10 protein-coding genes and 1 pseudogene are annotated in these 17,030 nt (G+C 62.5%); 6 read left to right on the top strand and 5 right to left on the bottom strand.

Annotated features, from left to right (window positions below):
* Window positions 1-186 precede the first annotated feature (186 nt).
* The gene (locus SJY36_RS04370) at window positions 187-2,469 is read right to left on the bottom strand and encodes an adenosylcobalamin-dependent ribonucleoside-diphosphate reductase (protein ID WP_278375551.1); all 2,283 of its coding nucleotides are present in this window, start codon (window positions 2,467-2,469) and stop codon (window positions 187-189) included.
* A gap of 134 nt (window positions 2,470-2,603) precedes the next feature.
* On the opposite strand from SJY36_RS04370, the gene SJY36_RS04365 reads away from it, so the two are divergent.
* Entirely contained in the window at window positions 2,604-3,035 is a 432-nt protein-coding gene (locus SJY36_RS04365; protein WP_005852088.1) for a DUF1489 family protein, read from the top strand.
* Between the two features lie 135 nt (window positions 3,036-3,170).
* On the opposite strand, the gene hisG is transcribed toward SJY36_RS04365, so the two are convergent.
* The 3 genes and pseudogenes from hisG to hisS all read right to left on the bottom strand — a co-directional run bounded on the left by hisG (window position 3,171) and on the right by hisS (window position 6,574).
* Window positions 3,171-3,860, bottom strand: a complete 690-nt coding sequence (gene hisG, locus SJY36_RS04360) for an ATP phosphoribosyltransferase (RefSeq protein WP_037963380.1) — start codon at window positions 3,858-3,860, stop codon at window positions 3,171-3,173.
* The gene (locus tag SJY36_RS04355; protein WP_341205370.1) at window positions 3,857-4,936 is read right to left on the bottom strand and encodes an ATP phosphoribosyltransferase regulatory subunit; all 1,080 of its coding nucleotides are present in this window, start codon (window positions 4,934-4,936) and stop codon (window positions 3,857-3,859) included. Before SJY36_RS04355 ends, hisG begins: the two co-directional genes overlap by 4 nt.
* Window positions 4,936-6,574, bottom strand: a pseudogene (hisS, locus tag SJY36_RS04350) (histidine--tRNA ligase). The gene SJY36_RS04355 and the pseudogene hisS overlap by 1 nt, the downstream one beginning before the upstream one ends.
* Window positions 6,575-6,732: 158 nt before the next feature.
* Here hisS and SJY36_RS04345 point away from each other — a divergent pair.
* Window positions 6,733-6,927, top strand: coding sequence for a SlyX family protein (locus SJY36_RS04345; protein ID WP_005852080.1), 195 nt, complete (start codon window positions 6,733-6,735; stop codon window positions 6,925-6,927).
* 44 nt (window positions 6,928-6,971) lie between these two features.
* On the opposite strand, the gene dnaE is transcribed toward SJY36_RS04345, so the two are convergent.
* Window positions 6,972-10,505: a DNA polymerase III subunit alpha gene (gene dnaE / locus SJY36_RS04340; RefSeq protein WP_386173238.1), complete on the bottom strand. Its 3,534-nt coding sequence runs from the start codon at window positions 10,503-10,505 to the stop codon at window positions 6,972-6,974.
* A gap of 224 nt (window positions 10,506-10,729) precedes the next feature.
* Between dnaE and xdhA the strand changes: the two genes are divergently transcribed.
* From xdhA to SJY36_RS04320, 4 genes are read left to right on the top strand one after another with little or no spacing between them, the layout of a single operon-like run.
* Window positions 10,730-12,148 carry a xanthine dehydrogenase small subunit gene (gene xdhA, locus SJY36_RS04335; protein WP_386173236.1) on the top strand — a complete coding sequence of 473 codons (1,419 nt, stop codon included), beginning with the start codon at window positions 10,730-10,732 and terminating at the stop codon, window positions 12,146-12,148.
* Entirely contained in the window at window positions 12,145-14,550 is a 2,406-nt protein-coding gene (gene xdhB, locus SJY36_RS04330) for a xanthine dehydrogenase molybdopterin binding subunit (RefSeq protein ID WP_386173234.1), read from the top strand. Before xdhA ends, xdhB begins: the two co-directional genes overlap by 4 nt.
* Entirely contained in the window at window positions 14,540-15,511 is a 972-nt protein-coding gene (gene xdhC / locus SJY36_RS04325) for a xanthine dehydrogenase accessory protein XdhC (protein ID WP_386173232.1), read from the top strand. The genes xdhB and xdhC overlap by 11 nt, the downstream gene beginning before the upstream one ends.
* Window positions 15,508-17,028, top strand: a complete 1,521-nt coding sequence (locus tag SJY36_RS04320; protein WP_009826324.1) for an ABC transporter ATP-binding protein — start codon at window positions 15,508-15,510, stop codon at window positions 17,026-17,028. Before xdhC ends, SJY36_RS04320 begins: the two co-directional genes overlap by 4 nt.
* The last annotated feature ends 2 nt before the right edge of the window (window positions 17,029-17,030 follow it).

Below are 17,030 nucleotides of genomic sequence, written 5' to 3'. Positions count from 1 at the left end.
GAAAGTCTGTCTCGTCTCAACATCGGTCAGATGCAGAACCTATTAAGCCCCCTAAGTCACTGATCGCAAAAGAAAACCACCGAAAGCAACGCTTCCGGTGGTCATTTGATCTGTGTCAAGAGGTCAAAAAAACCCAAGAATGGACATTATTTCATGGGTCCGACAAACCTCACCCAACAACTCCAATTAGCCACACTTACTATGGCCGCAGCTGCCGCAGGTCATGCAGCCTTCGACCATGCGCAGGTCGTATTGGCCGCAGCTGCTGCAGGCTTTGCCGCGGGGGGCGTCCAGGCCGACGACCTTGGCTTGCGGGTCGGATTTCAGCCCCTGCCCTTCGCCGGCAATAAAGCCGGTGGCGATCAGATGTTGTTCGATCACGCCCCCGATAGCGGCCAGCATCGACGGGATGTATTTGCCGCGCATCCAGGCTCCGCCGCGCGGGTCAAAGACGGCCTTCAGCTCTTCGACGACAAAGGACACATCGCCCCCGCGACGGAACACGGCAGAGATCATGCGGGTAAGCGCGACCGTCCAGGCAAAATGCTCCATGTTCTTGGAGTTGATAAAGACCTCGAACGGACGCCGATGCCCGCCGATCACCACATCGTTGATGGTGATATACAGCGCATGCTCGCTGTCGGGCCATTTGATCTTGTAGGTGGAGCCCTCAAGCTCTTCCGGACGGTCCAGCGGATCGGACATATAAACGACCTCGCCGCCTTCCTCTGCGGTGGCTTGGGCCGCAACCTCGCCCGGGGCTGTATCGGCGCTTTCCGACACCGACAGAACCGATCCGGTCACGTCATTGGGACGATAGGTCGTGCAGCCTTTGCAGCCTTGATCCCAAGCGGCCATATAAACATCCTTGAACGCGTCAAAGCTGATGTCTTCGGGGCAGTTGATGGTTTTCGAGATGCTGCTATCGACCCATTTCTGTGCCGCGGCCTGCATCTTGACGTGATCCAGAGGGGCCAGCGTCTGTGCATTAACGAAATAGTCCGGCAAGGGCGCATCGCCCTTCAGATCGCGCCACATTTGTACGGCGTAATCGACGACTTCTTCCTCGGTGCGACTGCCATCCTTTTGCAGAACCTTGCGGGTGTAGGCATAGGCAAAGACCGGCTCGATCCCCGAGCTGACGTTGCCTGCATAAAGGCTGATGGTGCCTGTGGGCGCAATCGAGGTCAAAAGCGCGTTGCGAATGCCGTTTTCGGCAATGGCGTCGCGCACATCCTCATCCATCTGCTGCATGGTGCCGGAAGCCAGATAGGCGTCCGCCTCGAACAACGGGAAGGCCCCCTTTTCCTTCGCCAGATCGACGGAGGCCAGATAGGCCGCCCGTGCAATCGCCTTGAGCCATGCCTCGGTCTGCTCTGCCGCCGCGTCCGAGCCATAGCGCAGCCCGACCATCAACAAGGCATCCGCCAGACCGGTGACACCCAGACCGATGCGGCGCTTGGCTTTCGCCTCTGCCTGCTGTTCATCAAGCGGGAATTTCGACACGTCAACGACGTTGTCCATCATGCGCACAGCGGTCGCGACCAGCTTGTTCAGCGCCTCGACATCCAGCTGAGGGTTGTCGCCAAACGGATCGGATACCATCCGCGCCATATTGATCGACCCCAGCAAACAGGCACCATAGGGCGGAAGCGGCTGTTCCCCACATGGGTTTGTGGCGGCGATGGTTTCGCAATAGCTCAGGTTGTTGGCCTCGTTGATGCGATCGATAAAGATCACACCGGGCTCGGCGAACTCGTACGTGGCTTTCATGATCCGGTTCCACAGGTCACGGGCCTGAACGGTGCGATAGACCTTGCCGTTGAACTGCAGATCCCAGCTGCCATCGGCCTTGACCGCATCCATGAAAGGGTCTGTGATCAACACGGACATGTTGAACATCCGCAGCCGCGCGGGGTCGGATTTCGCGGCGATGAAGTCTTCGACATCAGGGTGGTCACAGCGCATTGTGGCCATCATCGCGCCACGGCGCGAACCGGCGGACATGATCGTCCGACACATCGCATCCCAGACATCCATAAAGCTCAGCGGGCCGGAGGCGTCAGCAGAGACCCCCAGCACATCCGCGCCACGGGGCCGGATGGTGGAAAAGTCATAGCCGATCCCGCCCCCCTGCTGCATGGTCACAGCGGCTTCTTTGAGCATGTCGAAGATGCCGGCCATGCTGTCAGGCACGGTGCCCATGACGAAACAGTTGAACAATGTCACACGGCGCGCAGTACCTGCCCCTGCAGTGATGCGGCCCGCGGGGAGGAATTTGAAATCCTCCAGCGCTTCGTAAAATGCCTCTTCCCATTTTTCCGGTGCTTTTTCGACCTGCGCCAGATCACGGGCGATTCGCCGCCAGCTGTCTTCTACCGTCACATCGCGCGGCGTGCCGTCGGCATCTTTAAAACGGTATTTCATGTCCCAAATCTGTTCGGCAATGGGGGCGGCAAATCGTGACATATTCAATTCCTTGAGGGCTGTTTGGGAAGGTGTTCACCATACCCCAAATCAAAGCGCAAGCACAACAGGTTGAAGCTGCGGCACTTACGTCTACATTATGTCGTGTCCGACGCAGGCGGACGCAGGAGGATTTTGTGAAAAATCATATACATCTCATCAAGTTGTCCGTCGGCACGGAAACCGTCGATGACCTGGCCGCATGGCAGGAAAAAAAACGCGTGCAAACCGAGGACGGTTTTCCCCGTCACGTGACGCGCATGTGGCCCAAACGCGAACCCGAGATTCTGAACGGCGGGTCGATCTTCTGGGTTATCAAAGGTGTGATCCAGTGTCGTCAGAAAATCCTGCGTCTGGACGAGACGTCGGGCGCGGACGGCGTGCGCCGCTGCGCGATCGTGCTGGACCCCAAGATCATCCGCGTGCAAGGCAGCCTCAAACGCCCGTTTCAGGGGTGGCGCTACCTTGCGCCGCAGGATGCCCCTGCCGATCTGCCCGAAGGCCGCGACCACGAAGAGCCTCTGCCCATCGAGTTGAACCGCGCGCTGGCCGAGATCGGCGTGCTCTAGCAGCAGCGCCTGCGCACGCATCCCCCGCGGAATTTGAGTTTATTTGGCAAAATGAAGCAGGGCCGCGCGTGCCTCTTCATTTTGCCCTTAAACTCCCGCCGGAGGCGCATCCGCAGGATGCCGCGCGCATGCGCGTCAGGACAGCCGCGCCAGCAGGGCCGTCATCGTCGCGCGATCCGCATCATCCATCTCTGCCATCCGGCTGCGCCAAAGCGTCGCCTGTGACCGCAGGATCAGCCCGTCGGACAGGATCTTGAGGTGATTGGCGCGCAATGTCTCCCCGCTCGAGGTGATGTCGGCGATGGCCTCTGCGGTTTCATTCTTGATCGTGCCTTCGGTCGCCCCCTGGCTGTCGACCAGCGCATAATCCGCGACACCGGTGCTGCGCAGGAATTCCCGCACCAGCCGGTGGTATTTCGTCGCGATGCGCAGCCGGAACCCGTGCTTGTCGCGGAAGGCCGAGGCGGCGGCATCCAGATCATCGAGCGTATCAACATCGATCCAGGCCTGAGGCACCGCGATGATCAGATCGGCATGCCCGAAGGCGAGCTCTTCTACCGGGGCGACAAGCTGATCCCACAGCGCCAGTTTCTCTTGCACCAGATCGGTGCCGGTGACGCCCAGATGGATACGGCCAGCGGCCAGCTCGCGGGGGATTTCGCCCGCAGAGAGCAAGATCAACGACACGCCCTCAATGCCTTCGACGGCCCCCGCGTATTCACGTTCGGAGCCTGTGCGCTGCAAGGTGATCCCGCGCGCGGCAAACCATTCAAAGGTTTTCTCCATCAGACGCCCTTTGGAGGGCACACCGAGTTTGATCGTCATTGGCCTGCCTCCAGTTCCAGCATCAGTCCGGGGCGCATGACGCCCCCCACCGCGGGAATTTCGCCGCCCTGCCCCAGCCGCCGTGTCAGCGCGTCATAGCGTCCGCCTGTGGCGATGGTGGGCAGGTCGGGCCGCGTCGCCGCGCGGAAGCCGAAGACGAACCCGTCATAATATTCCATCGACACGCGGCCAAAGCTGGCTTCGAACATCAGGGTATCGGTATCAACACCGCGGGCGGCAAGCGCCTTTTCCCGCGCCGCGACACGGTCCACCGCATCCGAGATCGCGGGCATATCGACGGCAAGGTCATGCAACTGGCTGATCGCATTGGGCATGGTTTCACGCACATCCAGCAGCGCCAGCAGCAAGGACACCTGCGTCCGCGACAGGGCCGGTTCGGTGGCGTCGGCGCGCAAGGCGGCGATGCGTGTTTCAATCTCGTCCAGACTGCGCAGGCCGATCAGTGGTGCGGTGATCGCACCGTCACTGGCCAAGAGCGCCGCGCGCGTCGCGGGCATCGGCGTTTTGCCAGCATAGCGGTCAAGCAGCGCACGGAACCGGCGGGGCCGCCAGATGTGCCGCATCAATGCCGCCTTGCGCGATGCCGATGTATCCAGCCCCGCAACCGCAGCCATCAAGATACCGATATCCCCCGTCACGGCAGTGACCGGAAGCCCCTCCAACGCGCCCTGGATCAGGGCAAAGACTTCGGCATCGGCTGCCGCGGGATCGCCACGGTCAAAGACTTCGTAGCCCGCCTGAATATACTCATTGGCGCGGTTGGGGTCACGTTCCTGACGGCGGAACACTTCGCCCGCGTAGGTGTAGCGTGCCGGGTCCGCGCCATGGGCCATATGCATCTGCACCACGGGCAAGGTATAATCGGGGCGCAGCATCTGTTCGCCCCGCATCGCATCCGAGGTAACATAGGCGCGCGCGCGGATGTCTTCGCCATAAAGGTCCAGCAGGGTCTCGGCGGGTTGCAGGATCGGCGGTTCCACCACCGCGGCCCCCTGCGCCTCGAACAAGGCGCGCAGGCTTGCGGCCTTGGCGAGGATGTCGGATCGTGTAGCCATCAGCGGTTCAGCTCCAGTATCTCGCGCACTTTAGAGACAAGATCCCCACGCGCCACTTCATATTGGCTGGGGCGGTCTTTCCATTCCTCCAGCGTGGCGCTTTCAGCGATTTTCGCGCCAAGGATCAGGTCCTTGATCTGGATCATACCCTTGTCGAATTCATCCCCGCCCGCGATCACCGCCACCGGGCTGGCGCGGCGGTCTGCATATTTCAGCTGGTTGCCAAAGTTCTTTGGGTTGCCCAGATAAACCTCGGCCCGGATGCCTGCCTGACGCAGTTCAGCGACCATCGCCTGATAGTCGGACATGCGCGCCTTATCCATCACGGTCACCACCACGGGCCCTTCGGCCTGCGCCGACATCCGGCCCTTGGCCTGCAGTGCTGCAAGCAGCCGGTCGACGCCGATAGAGACGCCCGTTGCAGGGACTTCCTGACCGGTGAAGCGCTTGACCAGATCGTCATACCGCCCGCCCCCTGCGACAGAGCCAAAGTTGCGGGGCCGGCCTTTTTCGTCCTGGATCTCGAAGGTCAGTTCCGCCTCGAACACCGGACCGGTGTAATAGCCAAGACCGCGCACCACGGAGGGGTCGATAACGATACGGTCAGCGTTGTACCCCTGCGCAGCGAGCAGTGAAGATATCATTCGAAGTTCCTCAACACCTTCTGCGCCTGTTTTCGAACCCTCTGTAAGAGCGTCCAAGGTGGCGAGTACACGTTCGTTATAGCTGCCCCCCGAAATTGCGTCATCGTAGTTCCCGTCAGAGAAGAGGTGAATTCCCCGAACGCAATTCTCAAATTCTTCTGGATCCTCATCCACACCGCCAGAACCAAACGCAAATTCATCCCTGTGAGCATCACTCCCTGCGCTGAGGAACTTTAAGATCCTTCTGTCGTTGTGAAACACTCAGATTTGCTCCCTCAGTGAAATCTCCGCTAGCATCTTTCCGACCTTTACCTAGCAGATCCAGCACCCCGTCCAGTCCCAGCCGGTCGAGCTTGTCAATCGCACGCAGCACGATGCCGCGCTCGTGGGCGAAATTGTCGGGGTTGGCAGGGTCAAGCACGCCTGCGACCTCCATCACACCGTTAAGCACCTTGCGGTTGTTCACCCGCACGATGTAATCGCCGCGATCAATCCCGACTTCTTCCAGACAATCGGCCAGCATCGCGCAGATCTCTGCATCCGCCGCGACCGACGGTGCGCCGACCGTATCGGCATCGCATTGATAGAACTGGCGGAAACGCCCTGGCCCCGGCTTTTCGTTGCGCCAGACCGGCCCCATCGCATAGCGCCGATAGGGCGTGGGCAGATCGTTGCGGTGTTGAGCATAGACGCGTGCCAGCGGTGCGGTCAGGTCATAGCGCAGGGCCAGCCAGTCGCCGGGCTTGTCCGCCTCTGCATCCTCTTGCCACGCGAAGACGCCCTCATTGGGGCGATCCACATCGGGAAGGAACTTGCCCAAAGCCTGCACCGTCTCGACCCCGGAGCTTTCCAGCGCGTCAAAGCCATAGCGATGATAGACCTGCGCAATCTTATGCAGCATCTCGGCACGCTGTGTTACTTCTGCACCGAAATAGTCACGAAACCCCTTTGGCGTTTCGGCCTTGGGGCGGGGGGTCTTTTTTGGCTTGGCCATTGGATCACATCCTGTGGGCTGAATATCGCGCTTCGCGTCTAGCCCAACCCCCCGCCAAGGGCAAGCGACGCGGCCCCGCCGCGGCACGCATCCCCCCTTATCGAACGCCATACAACCTGTTAGGAGGACGGCAAACGCGCAAGCTGCAAGGTGCCCTCATGGATAAGCTCGAAGAACAAATGGCCCATCTGATCCGTACGGTGGATGACCTGTCCGATGTCGTCGCCCGTCAGGAGACAGAGATCGCGACCCTGACACGGCGGGTTCATATGCTGATGCAGCGCGAGGGCGAACGCGAGGCAGCGGGCTCCGAAGGGGTTGTTATCGGCAACGAACGCCCGCCGCACTATTGATCGGAGCCTCGTCCAGGAAGCTGCCGTCGCCCCGATGGGCCGCGTCAGATTTCCTCTACCTCCATCACGCCAGTCAGGGACCGGATGGCGCCCTTGATCTTGGGGGTGACAGGGTATTCGGCGCAAAGATCGACCTCCACCTCGCCGGGCAGGGTCGGGTCCATCAGGCACAGTTGTACCGGCCCCTTGCCCGCGCTGCGCGCCGCGGATCGGGCACCGGCCAGCACATCGGCGACCGCCTGAATAGCCCCCGCATCATCCACAAAGATCCGCAGCCCCATGTTGCCCGCATCCTCGACCACCGTGTCGATCGGCACCACCGACCGGCCCAGCAGTTTCAACTGGTCGCTTTCCATCGTCGCCTCGACCATGACCACGACCTTCGACCCTGTTTCAAGGTGGTCGCGCGCCAGTTCCAGCGTGTCCGAGAACAGCGTCACCTCGTAAGCGCCCGTCGGGTCCGACAGTTGCGCAAAAGCAAAGCGGTTGCCGCGCGCTGATTTACGTTCCTGCCGTCCGGCGACGATCCCTGCCAAACGGGCATTCATCGCCCCTTTGACCGAGACTTTCTCGGTCAGCTCGTCCAGCGTCAGGAACGGCACACCGCCCGTAGCGGATTTGCGTTTCATCGGCCCCATGTAATCGTCCAGCGGGTGGCCCGACAGATAGAAGCCCACGGCCTTGAACTCTTCGGTCAGGCGCTCGGCGGCCTCCCAATCGTCGCAAGGCACGATGCGCGGCTCTGGCAAGTCATCCCCCGCCTCGCCAAACAGCGACACCTGATTAGAGGCTTTCTGCTCGTGGATTGCGGCGGAATAGCTGACCAACCCGTCCAGCGACTGCCAGACGCGGCGGCGGTTGTTGTCCAGCTGGTCGAACGCACCGGAGCGGGCCAGCATTTCCAGCGGACGTTTTCCCACCCGTTTCAGATCAACCCGCCGCGCCAGATCAAAAAGCGTGGCAAAGGGCTTGTCCACACCGTCCACCTTGCGGCCTTCGGTGATCAGCTTCATCGCCTCCACCCCGACGTTTTTCAGCGCGCCCAAAGCATAGACCAACGCGCCCTCGACCACCTTGAACGTCGCATCACTGCGGTTCACACAAGGTGGCACCCAGGGCAGTTCCAGCCGTTTGCGGACCTCTTCGAAATAGACCGCCAGCTTGTCGGTCAGATGGATATCGCAGTTCATCACGCCGGCCATGAATTCGACCGGATGGTTCGCCTTGAGCCATGCGGTCTGATAGCTGACCACCGCATAGGCGGCGGCGTGGGATTTGTTGAAACCATAGTTGGCGAATTTTTCCAGAAGGTCGAAAACCTCAGACGCCTTTTTCTTATCGACCCCGTTGGCCATCGCGCCTTTTTCGAACTTGGGGCGTTCCTTGGCCATTTCCTCGGCGATCTTTTTACCCATCGCTCGGCGCAGCAGGTCAGCGCCGCCAAGGCTATAGCCCGCCATGACCTGCGCGATCTGCATAACCTGTTCTTGGTAGACGATGATGCCCTGCGTTTCCTCGAGGATGTGGTCAATCGACGGATGCACGGATTCCCGTTCGCGCTGGCCGTTCTTGACCTCGCAATAGACCGGAATATTCTCCATCGGGCCGGGCCGGTACAGGGCGACCAAGGCCACGATGTCTTCGATACAGGTCGGCTTCATCCGCTTGAGGGCATCCATCATGCCGCTGGATTCCACCTGGAACACCGCCACCGTCTTGGCGCTGGCATAAAGCTTGTAAGAGGCCTCGTCGTCCAGCGGGATGGTGGCGATATCGTCGATCAGCCCCTCGGGCGGCTCGAACAGCTCTGTCCCGTCGGCGGCCACATGCAGGTGACGGCCCGAGGATTTGATCTGATCTACCGCGTTCTGGATGACGGTCAGGGTCTTGAGGCCCAGAAAGTCGAACTTGACCAGACCCGCCTGTTCGACCCATTTCATGTTGAACTGGGTCGCGGGCATATCGGAGCGTGGATCCTGATACAGCGGCACCAGCGCGTCCAGCGGCCGATCCCCGATCACAACCCCCGCCGCGTGGGTCGATGCGTTGCGCAACAGCCCCTCGACCTGCTGGCCATAGTTCAACAGCCGCGCGACAACTTCCTCGTTCTTGGCCTCCTCGCGCAGGCGTGGTTCATCCGCCAGTGCCTTTTCGATGCTGACAGGTTTCACGCCCTCGACGGGGATCATCTTGGACAGGCGATCCACCTGCCCGTAAGGCATCTGCAACACCCGTCCGATGTCACGCACCGCCGCCTTGGACAAAAGCGCCCCGAAGGTGATGATCTGCCCCACCTTGTCGCGCCCGTATTTGCGCTGCACATACTGGATCACCTCTTCTCGGCGATCCATGCAAAAGTCGATGTCAAAGTCGGGCATCGAGACCCGTTCGGGGTTCAGGAACCGTTCAAACAGCAGTTGATAGCGCAGCGGGTCCAGATCGGTAATCGTCAGCGCATAGGCCACGAGGCTCCCCGCGCCCGAGCCCCGCCCCGGCCCGACGGGAATATTATTGTCTTTCGCCCATTTGATAAAATCGGCAACGATCAGAAAGTACCCGGGGAACCCCATGCCCTCGATGATGCCCAGCTCGAAATCCAGCCGCTTTTCATATTCTTCGACGGTGGTGGCATGGGGGATCACCCTCAGCCGGTTTTTCAGCCCCTCATGCGCCTGCCGCTTGAGCTCTTCGATCTCGTCATCCGCAAACTTCGGCAGGATCGGATCACGGCGATACGCCATAAAGGCACAGCGCTTGGCGATCTCGACCGTGTTCTCGATGGCTTCGGGCAGATCGGCAAACAGCGTCACCATCTCGGCCTGCGATTTGAAGTAATGCTGCGCGGTCAGCCGGCGGCGTTCGTGCTGCTGATCGACATAGGCCCCATCCGCGATACAGATCAGCGCGTCATGGGCCTCGTACATATCGGCCTTGGGGAAATAGACGTCATTCGTCGCGACCAAAGGGATGCCCATGTCATAGGCCATCTCGACAAAGCCCCGCTCGGTCAGCTGTTCGGCTACGGGCTGGCCATCCTCGCCGGGGTGGCGCTGCAACTCGACATAAAGCCGGTCGGCAAAAGCCCCGTGCAGCCGTGCCATCAATACCTCTGCCGCGGGACGTTGACCGCCCTGCAACAGCTGCCCCACGGGGCCGCCCGCTCCGCCTGTCAGACAGATCAACCCACCGTTCAGCGCCTCCAGCTCCTCCAAGGTGACCTGCGGCAGCGCCCCGCCCTTGTCGATATAAAGGCAGGAGTTCAGCTTCATCAGGTTTTCATACCCGGCCTCGGATTGGGCTAGCAAAACCACAGGGGCCGGATCGCGCGGTTTTTCCCCCGGTTGCACCTTCACATAAGCCAGATCCACCTGACAGCCGATGATCGGCTGCACACCGGCCCCTGCCATGGCGACCGAGAATTCCAACGCGGCGAACATGTTGTTGGTATCCGTCAGGGCCAGCGCCGGCATATCGGCCCCCTTGCACAGATCAGGCAGCTTTTTCAGCCGCAACGCCCCTTCCAACAACGAATATTCGGAGTGCGTGCGCAGGTGAATGAATCGGGGTGCTTGTGCCATGGGGCCAACTTACCCAAGCCCACCCGCAGTCACCAGTCCCACCGGCACCCCGCGCCCGTTTTTCCAGCAACACGACACGCCCTTGAGCGCAGGACGCCACGAAATCTCTTGCCAAGCCCCCTTGCCCCCGCCTAGCCTCGTTCAACATTTGCCCGCGCCGCGTTCTACGTCGCATCGAACGCCGCGCAGATCAGGGGCTGAGGTACCGCGGCGGAACGAACCCTATGGACATCACTTTTCTCCTCAACGGGGAAGTCGTGTCACTGACCGGCGTCTCCCCCACCATGACGCTGCTGGACTGGCTACGCGAAACCCGACATCTGACCGGCACCAAGGAAGGCTGCAACGAAGGCGATTGCGGCGCCTGTTCCGTTATGATCAGCGACGATCAGGGTCACCGCGCCCTGAACGGCTGCATCCTGTTCCTGCCCCAGATCAACGGCAAATCCGTCACCACCGTCGAAGGGCTCTCGGCACCTGACGGCAGCCTGCATCCCGTGCAGCAGACCATGGTCGACTATCACGGCAGCCAATGCGGCTTTTGCACGCCGGGCTTTGCCGTCACCATGGCCACCGACCATCTGAACGGGGCCACGGACCACGACACGCAGCTCGCCGGCAACCTGTGCCGCTGCACCGGCTACGCGCCCATCATCCGCGCCGCCAAAGCCGCCGAGGCCGCCCCCGTGCCTGCGCACCTGCGCAACCTCAAACTTCCAGATGGCCTTAAATCCTCGGGGGGGCCGGCGCAGCCGGTCGGGGGCGGACAGCCCCCTGCGACCTCGCGCCCTACGACCACGGATGAACTGGCCCGTTGGTACGCCGATCACCCCGATGCGACCCTGATTGCGGGGGCAACGGATGTCGGCCTCTGGGTCACCAAACAATTCCGCGATCTGGGGCCGGTCGTGTTTCTCAACCAGATCCCCGACCTGCGCGGCATCGCCGATGGCGGGGATCACTGGCGCATCGGCGCAGCCACCACCCTTGCCACGCTCACCGCGCATTTTGCCCCGCTCTACCCCAGCTTGGGCGCGATGCTGCGGCGGTACGGATCCGCGCAGGTGCGCAATGCGGCCACCATCGGGGGCAACATCGCCAATGGCTCGCCCATCGGGGACGGCCCTCCGGCGCTGATCGCGATGGGGGCAACATTGCACCTGCGTCACGGCGACACCCGCCGGAGCCAGCCGCTTGAGGACTTCTTTATCGACTACGGCAAACAGGACCGCGCCCCCGGAGAATTTGTCGAGGCGATCACCGTCCCGAAACTCCCCACCGGCAGCGACGACACCCTGCGCTGCTACAAGATCAGCAAACGTTTCGATCAGGACATCTCGGCGCTGTGCGGCTGTATCAACATCACCCGCGCCGGCGATGTGATCACAGACGCACGCATCGCCTTTGGCGGCATGGCAGGCACGCCGAAACGGGCAAGCCAGACCGAAGCCCTGTTGATCAACCAACCTTTTGACGAGGCGACGATCCGCCGCGCGATGGATGCCTTGGCGCTGGATTATCAGCCGATGACCGACATGCGCGCCTCGGCGCAGTATCGCCTGCTGACCGCCCAGAACCTGCTGCTGCGCTATCTGCATGACGTGAACGGCCTGCCCACGAACCTGCACGAGGTGACAGCATGAGCGTTGCCAAACCCCTCCCCCATGATGCAGCCAAGCTCCATGTCACGGGGGCTGCGCGTTACGTGGACGACATCCCGACACCGGCCACAACGCTGCATATCGCCTTTGGACTGAGCACGGTGGCCTCGGGCACGCTCAACGGCATGGACCTGCGCGATGTCGCTGCTGCCCCCGGTGTGGTGGCGGTGCTGACGGCGGCAGATCTGCCGTTTGACAATGACGTATCTCCGTCAAACCATGACGAACCCCTGCTGGCCACCGACGCGGTACATTATGCGGGCCAGCCCGTGTTCATGGTCATCGCGACAACCCACCTTGCCGCTCGCCACGCCGCGCGGCTTGGGGCGGTGGACATCACCCCGACCTCCCCGATCCTGACCATCGAAGAGGCGCTGGCCGCCGATGCTCGGTTCGAGGATGGCCCCCGCATCTACCAGAAGGGCGACGCTGCCGCCGCGCTGACCACCGCCCCCCAAACTCTGAGCGGGACGATCAATATCGGCGGGCAAGAGCATTTCTACCTCGAAGGTCAGGCCGCCCTCGCCCTGCCGCAAGACAATGGCGACATGGTCGTCCATACCTCCACCCAGCACCCGACCGAGATCCAGCATAAGGTGGCAGAGGCGCTTGGCACGCCGATGCACGCCGTGCGGGTAGAGACGCGGCGCATGGGCGGTGGTTTTGGTGGTAAGGAAAGTCAGGGCAATGCGCTCGCCGTGGCCTGTGCCGTCGCCGCCGCCCGCACGGGACGCCCCTGCAAAATGCGCTATGACCGTGATGACGATATGGTCGTCACAGGCAAACGCCATGATTTCCGCATCGACTATACCGTAGGGTTTGACGCCACTGGCCGCATCTCGGCGCTGGATTTCACCCATTACACCCGCTGTGGCTGGGCGATGGACCTGTCCCTGCCCGTTGCCGACCGTGCGATGCTGCATGCGGATAATGCCTATCACCTCGATAACATCCGCATCACCTCGCACCGCTTGCGCACCAACACGCAAAGCGCCACGGCGTTTCGCGGGTTTGGCGGGCCACAGGGGATCGTGGGGATCGAACGGGTCATGGACCATATCGCGCAGTCACTCGGGTTTGATCCGCTGGCTGTGCGGCGGGCCAATTTCTACGCCGATGTGATGCAGCCTGACGCAACCGGACAGGCCCATGACCACCGCGCCCTGCCCCATGATACCGAGGCGGATCTTGCCTCTCGCGGGGCACCGCCCGCACCACAGGAAAGCACGCCACCCCAGCCCACGGGACTGCAAACCACACCCTACCACCAACCGGTGCAGGACTGTATCATCAACGCGCTGACCGACCGGCTGGCCCAGACATCAGACTACGCCGCACGCCGCGCCGCCATTGCCGACTGGAACGCGACGCAGCCGGTCCTGAAACGCGGCATCGCGCTGACGCCGGTCAAGTTCGGCATCTCTTTCACCCTCACCCACCTTAATCAGGCGGGGGCGTTGGTACATGTCTATCAGGACGGGTCGATCCACCTGAACCACGGCGGCACGGAAATGGGTCAGGGCCTGTTCCAGAAAGTCGCGCAAGTCGCCGCGAGTCGCTTTGGCGTTGACATCTCGGTCGTCAAGATCACCGCGACGGATACGGGCAAGGTGCCCAATACCTCGGCTACGGCGGCGTCTTCGGGGACGGACCTGAACGGCATGGCGGTGCAAGCGGCCTGCGACACGATCCGCGACCGCATCGCCGACCATCTGGCCGAGCGTTATCAGACCACCGCAGACCAGATACGCTTTGCCCAAGGCCAGGTTCATATCGGGGAGGAGGAGATCAGCTTTGCCCAGGCCGCCGCCTCTGCCTATGAAAACCGCGTGTCGCTGTCGTCCACCGGCTACTACAAGACACCCGAAATCGAATGGGACCGCATCAAGGGCAAGGGCCGCCCGTTCTTCTACTTTGCCTATGGCGCAGCCGTCACCGAAGTGGTGATCGACACGCTGACCGGCGAGAACCGCATTTTGCGCGCGGACATCTTGCACGACGCGGGCGCATCGCTGAACCCCGCGCTGGACATCGGCCAGATCGAAGGCGGCTATGTGCAGGGCGCGGGCTGGCTCACGACCGAAGAACTCGTCTGGGATGCCAAAGGCACGCTGAAAACCCATGCGCCGTCGACCTACAAGATCCCCGCCATCTCGGACCGGCCCGATGTGTTCAACGTGGCGCTTTGGGACGAACCCAACCCCGCGCAGACGATCTACCGGTCAAAAGCGGTGGGGGAGCCGCCGCTGATGCTGGGCATCTCGGCCTTCATGGCGCTGTCGGATGCGGTGAGCGCCTGTGGCGACGGGTTTGGCGACCTGCAAACACCCGCCACGGCCGAAGCAGTGCTGACCGCCATCGGGAAGGCCCGCAATGCCCTTTGACCGCGCAGCCCTAGCGCAGGCCGTTGCCGCGCATGGCACGGTGGCGCGCATCGTTCTGGTGCAGGTCAAAGGCTCTGCCCCGCGTCCGGCGGGAACGTCGATGCTGGTCTGGGCGGGCGGTGCATCCGGCACAATCGGCGGCGGCCAGCTTGAGCTGCAATCGATGCGCGACGCCGCCGCCATGCTGGCGGGCGACCCCCGCAGCAAGCTGACCCGCGCCGCCCTTGGCCCCGCGATGAACCAATGCTGCGGCGGGGCGGTGACGGTGGTGACAGAGCGTTTCGACGCCGCCACAGTCGAAGCCCTGCCCGACACCTACCCCGACATCTACCTGCGCGCTGTTGATCCGGCGGCCCCGCCCCTTGCAGACAGTTTTCGCGCCAAGATCGACCGTGCCAGTGGCGGCACGACACCGCTGGCCATTACCCTGCACGGCGGCTGGTTGGCAGAGCCGCTGTGGCAGCCCTCGCGGCAAGTGGTCATTCACGGCGCGGGCCATGTTGGCAGCGCGCTGGCGCGTATTCTGGCCCCGCTGCCGCAGTTTCGCGTCATACTCGCCGACCCGCGCCCCGGGTATCTGGATGATCTGCCAGAGGGCGTCAGCGGTGCCGATGGCCCTTGGGGTGCCGCGCTGGACAGCGCCGAAGATGACGCTGCGCATTTCATCATGACACCGGCCCATGACGACGATCTGGACCTGTGCCACCGCTTGCTGCAACGCGATTTCGCCTTTGGCGGGTTGATCGGATCAGACACGAAATGGGCCCGGTTTCGTAGCCGTCTGGCCGCCCTTGGCCATGCCCCCGAACAGATCGCCCGCATCACCTGCCCCATCGGCGCGCGGCAATTTGGCAAGCATCCTCAAGCGATTGCGCTTGGGGTGGCCACGCAACTCTTGCAATTTGAACCCGCCCGCACGAATAAACAGGTTCGTTTGACACAAAAGGAACGCTGCGCATGACCGACACGCCCCTTCTGGCGCTTTCCGGGCTGACCAAAGCCTACCCCGGTGTTGTCGCCAATGATGACGTGTCACTGCGGATCGCGCCGGGCGAGGTCCACGCGCTGCTGGGGGAAAACGGCGCGGGCAAGTCGACGCTGGTCAAGATGATCTATGGGCTGGTCAAACCCGATAGCGGCACGATGCAGATGCACGGAGCCAGTTTCGCCCCGCACGAGCCCCGCGCCGCACGCGCCGCCGGTGTGGGCATGGTGTTCCAGCATTTCTCGCTGTTCGACGCGCTCAGCGTGGCCGAAAACATCGCCCTCGGGATGGAGAACGCGCCCAAACTACGCACCCTCAGCAAGCAGATCCGCGATGTGTCCGAGGCCTACGGCCTGCCGCTGGCCCCCGACCGCATCGTCGGCGACCTTTCTGCCGGTGAACGCCAGCGGGTCGAGATCATCCGCTGCCTGCTGCAAGACCCCAAACTGTTGATCATGGATGAACCCACCAGCGTTCTGACCCCGCAAGAGGTTGAAATCCTGTTCAAAACCCTGCGCAAGCTCAGCGCCGAGGGCACCGCGATCCTCTATATCTCGCACAAGCTCGAAGAGATCCGCAGCCTGTGTGACAGCGCCACGATCCTGCGATTGGGCAAGGTGGTAGGCCATTGCACCCCGTCAGAGACGACGGCACGGGATATGGCAGAAATGATGGTGGGCAGCACGCTCAAGACACCGACCCGCGCGGGCAAGACCCCCGGCGCGGTGAAGCTGGACCTGAGGGGGCTGTCCGCGCCCTCGCCCAGTTCCTTTGGCATGCCGCTGCGTGACATCACCGTGCAAGTCCGCGCGGGCGAGATTCTGGGCATCGGTGGCGTGGCGGGCAACGGGCAGGATGAATTGCTGTCGGCCCTGTCGGGCGAGCTGCCGACCGCCGCTGGCATGATCGGGTTCGAGGGTCAGGACGTGGGCCAGCTTGGCCCCACCGCGCGCCGCCGTCTGGGTATCCTGACCGCGCCAGAGGAACGGCTTGGCCATGCCGCCGCCCCTGATATGTCCCTGACCGAGAATGCGATGCTGACCGGTGCCGTGCGCGAAAAGCTGGAGCGGCGCGGCATGTTGAACTGGCCCGCCGCCAAACGGTTTGCCGAACGTATCATCGCGGATTTCGACGTGCGCACCCCCGGCCCCGGCAATGCCGCGCGGTCGCTGTCGGGCGGGAACCTGCAAAAATTCGTCATCGGCCGCGAGGTGTTGCAAAATCCGCAGGTGCTAGTGGTCAATCAGCCAACATGGGGGGTCGATGCCTCTGCCGCGGCGGCGATCCGGCAGGCGCTGCTGGATCTGGCCGAGAATGGCACAGCCGTGATCGTGATCAGTCAGGATCTGGACGAGCTGATGGAAATCTCGGACCGCTTCGCCGCGCTGAACGAGGGCCGCCTGTCGGAGCCGCGCGCCGCGGCAGGGCTGACGGTGGACGAGATCGGATTGATGATGGGCGGGGCCCACGGGATGGAGGTGGCGCATGTTTGACG

The sequence above is a fragment of the Sulfitobacter sp. R86518 genome, from assembly GCF_042466275.1.
Taxonomy (GTDB): Bacteria; Pseudomonadota; Alphaproteobacteria; order Rhodobacterales; family Rhodobacteraceae; genus Sulfitobacter; species Sulfitobacter pontiacus.
This window is presented reverse-complemented; position numbering and strand designations above follow the sequence as displayed.

Coding starts and splice junctions, on each gene's coding strand:
- SJY36_RS04370 (WP_278375551.1), bottom strand. CDS start 2,469: ATGTCACGATTTGCCGCCCCCATTGCCGAACAGATTTGGGACATGAAA.
- hisG (WP_037963380.1), bottom strand. CDS start 3,860: ATGACGATCAAACTCGGTGTGCCCTCCAAAGGGCGTCTGATGGAGAAA.
- SJY36_RS04355 (WP_341205370.1), bottom strand. CDS start 4,936: ATGGCTACACGATCCGACATCCTCGCCAAGGCCGCAAGCCTGCGCGCC.
- SJY36_RS04345 (WP_005852080.1), top strand. CDS start 6,733: ATGGATAAGCTCGAAGAACAAATGGCCCATCTGATCCGTACGGTGGAT.
- dnaE (WP_386173238.1), bottom strand. CDS start 10,505: ATGGCACAAGCACCCCGATTCATTCACCTGCGCACGCACTCCGAATAT.
- xdhA (WP_386173236.1), top strand. CDS start 10,730: ATGGACATCACTTTTCTCCTCAACGGGGAAGTCGTGTCACTGACCGGC.
- xdhB (WP_386173234.1), top strand. CDS start 12,145: ATGAGCGTTGCCAAACCCCTCCCCCATGATGCAGCCAAGCTCCATGTC.
- xdhC (WP_386173232.1), top strand. CDS start 14,540: ATGCCCTTTGACCGCGCAGCCCTAGCGCAGGCCGTTGCCGCGCATGGC.
- SJY36_RS04320 (WP_009826324.1), top strand. CDS start 15,508: ATGACCGACACGCCCCTTCTGGCGCTTTCCGGGCTGACCAAAGCCTAC.